This window comes from Nocardioides sp. CPCC 206348 (genome assembly GCF_048654705.1).
In the GTDB taxonomy this organism is placed as follows: Bacteria; Actinomycetota; Actinomycetes; order Propionibacteriales; family Nocardioidaceae; genus Nocardioides.
The window spans coordinates 1-7,284 of the sequence record NZ_JBMCZA010000148.1 but is presented as its reverse complement, the minus strand read 5'-3'; the positions used below and the strand labels follow the sequence as shown (position 1 = coordinate 7,284).

The window sequence follows — 7,284 nt, the reverse complement described above, 5'->3', positions numbered from 1 at the left end:
TCGCGCAGGGCGGCCTTCACGACGTCGTGGTCGCCGGCGGAGACGCCGCCCGTCGTCACGACCAGGTCGGACACCTCGGCTGCCTTCTGCAGCTGCTCGCGGAACGCGGCCGGGTCGTCGAGCACTGGTCCGAAGGCCGTGACGTCCGCCCCCACAGCGCGACCCGCCGAGGCCAGGGTCGCCGTGTTGCTGTCGGGGATCTGCCCGTCGACGAGCTCGGCACCGGTGGAGATGACCGCCAGCCGGGGCCGCGGATGCACAGGGACCTCACGGACACCGACGGACGTGAGCAACCCGATCTGCGTGGGGCCGAGGCGGGTGTCGGCGCGCAGCGCGATCTCGCCGACGGCGACGTCCTCGCCCTCGTTGCGGACGTGACGACCGGCGGCAGCGGTGCGCAGGATCCGCACCGGGTCGACGCCGGTGGTCCACTCGAACGGGATCACCACGTCGGCGCCCGGCGGCACCGGGGCGCCCGTCATGATCCGGATGGCCGCGCCCGCGGGCAGCGGCATGACCTGGTCGCCGGCAGCGATCACCCCGGCCACCGGCAGGTCGACAGGACTCTCCTCCGCTGCCGACGCGACCTCCGCAGCACGGACCGCGAAGCCGTCCATCGCGGCGTGGTCGAACGGCGGCACCGACAACAGGGCCGTCACGTCGGCCGCCAGCACGCGACCGATCGCGTCGGCCAACGGCACCAGGTCGAAGCGGGTCAGCGGGGCGACCGCGGCGAGGATCCGCGCGCGGTGGTCTTCAACCGACGTGGTCGATCCAGCCAACGGGTCAGGCATCCCCGGACAGCACTTCACCGGCGGCGATCCGCTGCGCACCCTTGCCCGACAGCTCGACCGCGCCGACGACCTGGACACCGTGCCCGAAGGTCCAGTCGCCCTCGACGGTGAGGGACGAGGCCTTGGCCAGGGACGGCGCGCCCTCGGGGAAGCGCTGGTCGAACTCGGCCACGAGCTTGTAGTGGTCCGCGTCGAGCTCGACGAACGGCACGTCGCTGGCGACCTGGGTCAGGCCGAAGTCCGCGCCGATCTCGTAGACGTCGGAACGCAGCACCAGCAGGTCGTTGGTGGTCTTCACCGGGATGAACCGGTCGCGGCCGACCTCGATCAGCCGGGCGCCGTCGAACACCTCGATCGCCGCACCCATCGCGGTCTCGATCTGGACGACGGCCGGGCTGTCCGGGTCGGCCGGGTCGACGGTCTTGTTGTTGCGGATCAGCGGCAGGCCGAGGATGCCCTCGCGCTCGTCGAGCTTGGCCTTCATCGCGTGCAGGTCGAACCACAGGTTGTTCGTCGAACAGAACTGGTGCCGGGTCAGGTCGGCGAGGGCCTCGAGGTCCTCCTTCGCGGTTTGCGCGGTCTCGCGCAGCACGATCCGGCCGTCGGTCTTGCGGCGGGCGAAGTGACCACCCTTGCGGTCCGAAGCGGTACGACGAACCGCCTCGATCGCGAACGGCGCTCCCGACGCGGCGAACCAGCCGGCCACCTTCGGGTCCGGCACCGCGCCGAGGTTGTCGGAGTTCGAGACGAACACGTAGCGGAAGCCGTGCTCGATGAGCAGGTCGAGCAGGCCGGTGCCGCGCAGCGCCGTGTAGAGGTCGCCGTGGCCCGGCGGACACCACTCGAGGTCCGGCTCCTTCGGCCAGGTCACCGGCGTCAGGTCGGACGCGAGGAGCTTGGGCTCCTTGTTCTGCAGGAACTCGATGGGCAGCCCGTCGACGGCCAGGTCCTCGTAGCGCCCCAGGGCGTGCAGGGTGTCGGCGGACGTGCGGAAGGAGTTCATCAGGATCAGGGGCAACCGGGCGTCGTACTCCTTGCGGAGGTGGAGCGCCTGGCGGGCCATGATGTCGAGGAAGGACAGGCCGCGCCGTACGCACAGCAACGACTTCGCGCGATCCATGCCCATCGACGTACCGAGGCCGCCGTTGAGCTTGATGGCGACCGTCTTGCCGATCGCGTCGGCCGCGACGTCGGCGGGGACGTCCGTGTCGGCGAGGCTCTCGATGTCGACGGGCTCGATCGACGACTCGGGGATCATCCCGGTCTCGCCGTGCTCCAGCAATCGGTAGTAGTGCGCGAATGTGTCGACGGCCACCGGGTCCACGCCCGCCGCCAGCATCTTTGCCCGCGCCTTCTCGAGACCACCGCTACGCCCACTCATGCCCATGGAGTCGATCGTAGGCTTGTCGGGTGACCGGTCCACAACTGCGCCCAGAAGCGGCCCGCAAGATCGCCGTCCGGGACCAGGTCCTGACCGGCCGTCGGCGCCGACCGCTGACGGAGGTCGGTGCGGCCGCCCGGGCGATTGCCGAGGTCCTGCTGGCCACCGACGAGGTACGACGGGCCGCGACCGTCGCGTGCTACGTCTCCCTCGGCACCGAACCGGGCACGACCGACCTGCTCGACCGGCTGGTCGATGCCGGCAAGCGGGTGATCCTGCCGGTCCTGCTGCCCGACAACGATCTCGACTGGGCCGTCTACCGCGGCCTGACGTCCCTGGCCCCGGCGGGCCGCGGCCTGCTCGAACCCGCCGGCCCGCCCCTCGGCGTCGACGCCGTCGCGACCGCCGATGTCGTGCTGGTCCCGGGCGTCGCGGTGTCGCGGGCCGGACTGCGCCTGGGCCGCGGCGGCGGCTCCTACGACCGCGCGCTCGGCCGGGTGCCGGTCGGCACCTTCACCTGTGTCCTGTTGTACGACGACGAGGTGCTCCCCGACGTCCCCGCCGAGCCCCACGACCGACCGGTCACGGCCGCGGCGACGCCCTCGGGACTGCGCCGCTTCTAGGTTTCGAGGTTCGCTGCGCTCGCAGCTCAACCACCCGCAGGCAGCAGGGTCAGCACGTCCTCGCCGGCATCCTCGACGGCTTCGTCGGAGAACACCCACGGGAGGGTCTCGCCGCGCGCCCAGCGGTCGGTCTGGTCGGTGTAGTTCGGGTGGAACGCGTGCCCGGAGACACCGGTCAGGTTGATCCAGCGCGCGGCGTCCAGGTCGTCCATCGGCACGACCATCCGCATCGACGGGGCGGTCACGACGTCGTATCCCTCGGTCGCGTCCCAGCCGGTCGCGTTGACCAGCGAGCCGCCACCACCGACCTCCCAGCCGCCACGGTTGAAGATCCGCTCGATCACACCGATGCCCGACTCCCCCAGGGTGGCCGAGCGGAGCTCGAGCTTGTGCAGCGCGCCCCACGTCCACTCGTCGGGATTGGGCGACTCGCGTGCGGTGAGCTCGTCACGGGCGGCCCTCATCGACGCACGCAGGATGTCGTCGCGCCCTTCCCGCACGCCGTCGGTGTCGACGTCGTTCCACCAGCTCGCCGATGCCTTGGGCAGGATCGACGCGAGGACGGCGAACCAGCGGTCGCTGCCGTCGGCGTCGAGCGCATCGGGCAGCTCGTCGCCGAAGGTCCGCTCCAGCACCTCACGCCAGACCACGTTGAAGTACGCGGCCGCGCCGCTCTCCGGGCCCTGCCGGTAGTTCCAGGTCCGCAGCAGTCGCTGGCCGTCGGAGTAGTAGCCACGCGGCAGGTCGATCCGCAGCAGGTACGGCGTGAGCACCTCGCCGATGGCGCTCCAGTCATCGAGCTGGATCGCGCCCATGCTGCGGACGCTCAGCTCGTCGTCGGCCTCGAGGAGCTCGTTGATCCGCGCCGAGCGGTAGCCGAGGTCCCAGTCGGAGGTGAGGAACGGTGCGTACCGCTCCGGGTCGATCACCGCCTGGTTCGCGGTCGCGATGATCCCGGAATCGGGGTCGAGCACATTCGGAAGGGCGTCGTACGGGATGAACTCGCCGGTCCAGGCGGTGTCGCTCTTCCAGCCTGCGGCGGGCATCCGGCCGTCGTTGCCGGGCTTGCGGACCGGGACGAGCCCGGTCGCCTGGTAGCCGATGTGGCCCTCGGTGTCGGCGTAGACGACGTTCTGGCCGGGGACGGCGAAGTCACTGAGTGCCGCCCGGAACGACTTCCAGTCGCTGGCGAGGTTCAGCGCGAAGAGTGCGTCGGCCGTGGGGCGTGGCTCCAGCGCGGTCCAGGCGAGCGAGACGCCGTACTCCCGCTGCAGGACGTCGCTCATGTGGTCCTCGAAGGACTCGCCGGAGCTCTCGGGCCCCTGCTCCGCAGCGATGTCGGTGAGCTGGTCCACCAGGCCGTCCTCGCTGAGGTCGACCCCGTCCAGCTCCTCGTCGAGGCGGGCGAGGTCGGACAGCAACGGGCCGTGGCCGGTCGAGCGCACCTCGAGGTCGATGGTGGATCCGTCGCGGACCTTGATGACCTCGTCGCGTACGACGAGCGGCAGCTCCTTGCCGTCGGACTCCCACGTGTCGCCCTTGATCCGCTCGACGTAGAGGTCGGTGACGTCCGGGCTGAGGTTGGTGAAGCCCCACGCGATGTCGGCGTTGTGGCCGATGACCACGCCGGGCACGCCGGAGAAGCTGAACCCGGCGACGTCGAGCGGGCACTCGGTGGAGACCGTGCGGCAGTGCAGCCCGACCTGGCTCCACACCCCCGGGAGCGAGATCCCGAGGTGTGGGTCGTTGGCGAGGATCGGCTCGCCGGTGCTGGTGTGGTCGCCGTCGACGACCCACGCGTTGCTGCCGATGCCGTCGCCCTGACCGAGCAACGGGGGCACGCCGGCGAGGACTCCCCGCACCTGCGCCAGCGCGGCCAGGGCGTCGGGATCGCCGAGGGGCGGACGCTGCAGCAGGCGCTGTCCGCCGCCGCTGACGTCCTGGTCGAACTCGTCGCCGAGCAGGCCGCCCTGCTGGACGATCGGGTCGTGCCGGGCGTAGGGGTAGGTCGGGTAGAGCTCGGTCATCCGCTTGCTGCCCACCGCCTCGGCCGTCAGGGCCCGCCCGATCTCCTCCTCCATGTTGCCGCGCAGGTCCCACGCCATCGCCTTGAGCCAGGCGATGGAGTCGACGGCCGTCCACTTCGCGGGGTTGTAGTCGAGACCGGTGAGGCCGAGCAGGCTGTACTCCAGCGACATCTCGGACGGTGAACGGCCGGCGAGGTAGGCGTTGACGCCCTCGGCGTAGGCGTCGAGGGCACTGCGGGTGGCCGGCCGGAGCAGGGTCAGCTCCTTCTCGGCGACCTCGCGCCAGCCGAGCGTCCGCACCACGAGGTCGCTCTCGATCCCGGCCTCGCCGAACAGCTCCGAGAGCCGCCCGGCGGTCGCGTGGCGTCGGACGTCCATCTCGAAGAAGCGGTCCTGGGCGTGCACGAAGCCCTGCGCGAGCATCAGGTCCGGCATCGTGTCGGCGTAGATCTGCGGGATGCCGGCGTCGTCACGGATGACCTGGACCTCACCCTCGAGGCCGCTGATCTCCAGCTCGCCGCTGGTCTGCGGCCACGGCTTGCGGGCGACCACGAAGGCCGCCGTGAGGCTGGCCACCAGGGCGAGCGTGCACAGCACGGCGATCACGGTCAGCCAGCGCCTCGAGCGCGACCACCTGCGGAACCCGGTCTCCGGACTGGCCTGCTGCTCGACGTTCTCTGCTCCCGACATGGTGGGCGTCATTGTGCCGTCTGTGGGGGTCGTGACGTAGCATTGGCACTCGAAAGTCGAGAGTGCCAACCCGGAGAATCCACCGATGCCGACCTACCAGTACCTCTGCACCGCCTGCGGCCACGCGTTCGAGCAGGTCCAGAGCTTCAGTGACGACGCATTGACGGTCTGCCCCGAGTGCGAGGGCAAGCTGCGCAAGGTGTTCAACTCCGTCGGCGTCGTGTTCAAGGGCTCCGGCTTCTACAAGACCGACAGCCGCTCCTCCACGACCGCGTCCTCCCCGGCCGCCTCGACCGAGAGCGCCTCCCCGGCCGCGTCCTCCTCGTCGTCCTCCTCGTCGGACTCGGGCTCCTCGACGCCGGCGAAGTCGACCTCGAGCAGCAGCACCAGCACCGGCGCTGCCGCCTCCCCTGCCTGACCCTGTGGAGGACGCCGGCACGACCGGCGCGAGCGACCTACGGTCGCCGGTATGGATTTCCGGGAACCCGCATCGGGCCGCGTGCCGCGCACCCGCACCCAGGGCATTGCTGACGCCCTCGCCGAGGTACGTCGACGGCTGCTCCGCCGACGCCGCCTGATCGCGGTCCTGCTGGTCGGCGTGGCAGTCGCCGCCTCGCTGCGTACCCTCGCGCCGCCACCACCGGCATCCACCACGATGCTCGTCGCCGCCCGCGACCTGCCGGCCGGGCAGCTCCTCCGCCCCGAGGACCTCGTCGAGCAACAGGTGGCTCCTGGCGTCGTACCGGAGGGGGTGGTGGGGGCGCCGACGGGCCGCCTGCTGGCCGCCCCGCTCCGCGAGGGTGAAGCCGTGACCGACGTACGCCTGGTGGGCGACGGCCTCGCCCGGGCACAGCCACCGGGCACGGTCGTGATGCCGATCCGGCTGTCCGATGCGGGCCAGGCGGCCCTGCTCACGGTGGGCGACCGGATCGACCTGCTGGCCACCGATCCGCAGGCCGGAACGACCGGGGAGCTGGCCCGGGACGTGACCGTGCTGGCGGTGCCCGACGCCCGGATCTCGGGGGATGCAGCGTTGCCGGGACGCCTGGTCGTCGTGGCGGTGGGCCACCTCGAGGTGCCTGACGTCACCGGAGCGTCCGTCGCGGCCTACGTGACTTATACGTGGCGTCACAGATAGGTTGCTGCCTGATCAAGCACCCTCATCATCATCTCGGGACAGAGGAGAAAACATGACCGGCTTCAGAAAGTTCCTGCTCCAGGGCAACCTCGTCGACATCGCCGTCGCGTTCATCATCGCCACCGCCTTCGGCAGGGTCGTCACTGCTTTCACTGCCTGGCTGACCGACCTGCTGCCGGACGCGACGGACGAGGTCTTCAGCGACACGACGTACTTCGGTGCGTTCATGAACGCGGTCATCGCGTTCGTGATCCTCGCAGCGATCGTCTACTTCCTGGTCGTCACCCCGTACACCAAGGCCAAGGAGAAGTTCTTCCCGGACGCTCCCGAGGCCGAGGCGCCCGAGGTCGTGCTGCTCACGCAGATCCGCGACTCGCTCGCCACCCGCTGACCGGAGGCTTCAGCCCCGCAGCACCCCAGCATCGAACAGGTGCCGTCTCACCCGTGGTGAGGCGGCACTTGTGCTTTCAGCCAGCGCTCGGAGGCGGTGTCGCCGCCGTCCTTCTCGGGCGTGGGCGGGTCCTTCTCGTCCGAGGTGACGGTCGGCAGCACGTCACCGAAGATCTCGGCGAGGCGTTGCTTGCGCTTCCACTCGGGTTCGGGCTGGTCTGCCATCAGGGGTACCGCCCGG

At 70.6% G+C, this 7,284-nt stretch carries 8 protein-coding genes; 4 read left to right on the top strand and 4 right to left on the bottom strand.

Translation table 11 applies throughout. The features are described 5' to 3' along the window. The coding region (gene glp, locus ACOADB_RS10200; RefSeq protein ID WP_378597864.1) for a gephyrin-like molybdotransferase Glp at positions 1-794 on the bottom strand (794 nt) is incomplete at its 3' end. Next, positions 787-2,175 (bottom strand): UTP--glucose-1-phosphate uridylyltransferase, encoded by a 1,389-nt coding sequence (locus tag ACOADB_RS10195; protein ID WP_378597868.1) that lies wholly within the window; start codon positions 2,173-2,175, stop codon positions 787-789. The genes glp and ACOADB_RS10195, both read right to left, overlap by 8 nt. A 29-nt stretch (positions 2,176-2,204) precedes the next feature. On the opposite strand from ACOADB_RS10195, the gene ACOADB_RS10190 reads away from it, so the two are divergent. After that, a complete protein-coding gene (locus ACOADB_RS10190) occupies positions 2,205-2,798 on the top strand; it encodes a 5-formyltetrahydrofolate cyclo-ligase (RefSeq protein ID WP_378597862.1) in 594 nt (197 codons plus the stop codon). 26 nt (positions 2,799-2,824) lie between these two features. Here ACOADB_RS10190 and ACOADB_RS10185 read toward each other — a convergent pair whose 3' ends face one another. Further along, positions 2,825-5,515 carry a penicillin acylase family protein gene (locus tag ACOADB_RS10185; RefSeq protein ID WP_378597860.1) on the bottom strand — a complete coding sequence of 897 codons (2,691 nt, stop codon included), beginning with the start codon at positions 5,513-5,515 and terminating at the stop codon, positions 2,825-2,827. 85 nt (positions 5,516-5,600) lie between these two features. On the opposite strand from ACOADB_RS10185, the gene ACOADB_RS10180 reads away from it, so the two are divergent. Genes ACOADB_RS10180 through ACOADB_RS10170 form a run of 3 tightly spaced genes read left to right on the top strand, consistent with a single transcriptional unit; the run spans position 5,601 to position 7,044 of the window. Beyond that, on the top strand, positions 5,601-5,933 hold the full coding sequence (locus tag ACOADB_RS10180; RefSeq protein ID WP_378597858.1) for an FmdB family zinc ribbon protein: 333 nt from the start codon (positions 5,601-5,603) through the stop codon (positions 5,931-5,933). Between the two features lie 51 nt (positions 5,934-5,984). After that, complete coding sequence (locus ACOADB_RS10175; RefSeq protein WP_378597857.1) at positions 5,985-6,653, top strand: SAF domain-containing protein; 669 nt, start codon at positions 5,985-5,987, stop codon at positions 6,651-6,653. A gap of 52 nt (positions 6,654-6,705) precedes the next feature. Further along, entirely contained in the window at positions 6,706-7,044 is a 339-nt protein-coding gene (locus ACOADB_RS10170) for an MscL family protein (RefSeq protein WP_378597855.1), read from the top strand. A 47-nt stretch (positions 7,045-7,091) separates the two neighbouring features. Here the strand turns inward: ACOADB_RS10170 and ACOADB_RS10165 are convergent. Then, on the bottom strand, positions 7,092-7,284 hold a 193-nt coding region (locus ACOADB_RS10165; RefSeq protein ID WP_378597853.1), incomplete at its 5' end, for a hypothetical protein.

Excerpts from the sequence above, each read along its gene's own strand:
- ACOADB_RS10195 (WP_378597868.1), bottom strand. The coding sequence starts at position 2,175 with ATGAGTGGGCGTAGCGGTGGTCTCGAGAAGGCGCGGGCAAAGATGCTG.
- ACOADB_RS10185 (WP_378597860.1), bottom strand. The coding sequence starts at position 5,515 with ATGTCGGGAGCAGAGAACGTCGAGCAGCAGGCCAGTCCGGAGACCGGG.
- ACOADB_RS10180 (WP_378597858.1), top strand. The coding sequence starts at position 5,601 with ATGCCGACCTACCAGTACCTCTGCACCGCCTGCGGCCACGCGTTCGAG.
- ACOADB_RS10175 (WP_378597857.1), top strand. The coding sequence starts at position 5,985 with ATGGATTTCCGGGAACCCGCATCGGGCCGCGTGCCGCGCACCCGCACC.
- ACOADB_RS10170 (WP_378597855.1), top strand. The coding sequence starts at position 6,706 with ATGACCGGCTTCAGAAAGTTCCTGCTCCAGGGCAACCTCGTCGACATC.